The organism is Gemmiger formicilis (assembly GCF_016901605.1).
GTDB lineage: Bacteria > Bacillota > Clostridia > Oscillospirales > Ruminococcaceae > Gemmiger > Gemmiger formicilis_B.
In genome coordinates this window covers 1-268 of record NZ_JACJKP010000631.1, presented here as the reverse complement: position 1 = coordinate 268, position 268 = coordinate 1, and the positions used below count along the sequence as shown (strand labels likewise).

Genomic DNA, 268 nt, shown 5'->3' with positions numbered 1-268 from the left:
TATTTTGCTGGAACCGGACTGTAATGACGATATCATATTGTTGGGACCACTGTGGCTGTTGTGGCATGGACAATGGAAAGATGTGCTGCGTGCCTATCTGCCATTGACGATCATCTGGGGAGCAGCCTTTGGTATATTCAGCTATGGGTGGGGTCAGCAAAATAAAATGTTGGTACTGCTTGGAAACGCCGGAATGATTGCAGGGATCGTCGTAGGACTTGCTATCAATATATGGTTGTTCCGGTATTGGCACAAAAGGCCGGTGGGG

The 268-nt window shown here is 48.1% G+C and carries 1 protein-coding gene; it reads left to right on the top strand.

The annotated features are described in order from the left end of the window. Positions 1–268 (top strand): hypothetical protein (locus H6B10_RS16230; RefSeq protein WP_204652448.1); only part of this gene is annotated, 268 nt, incomplete at both ends.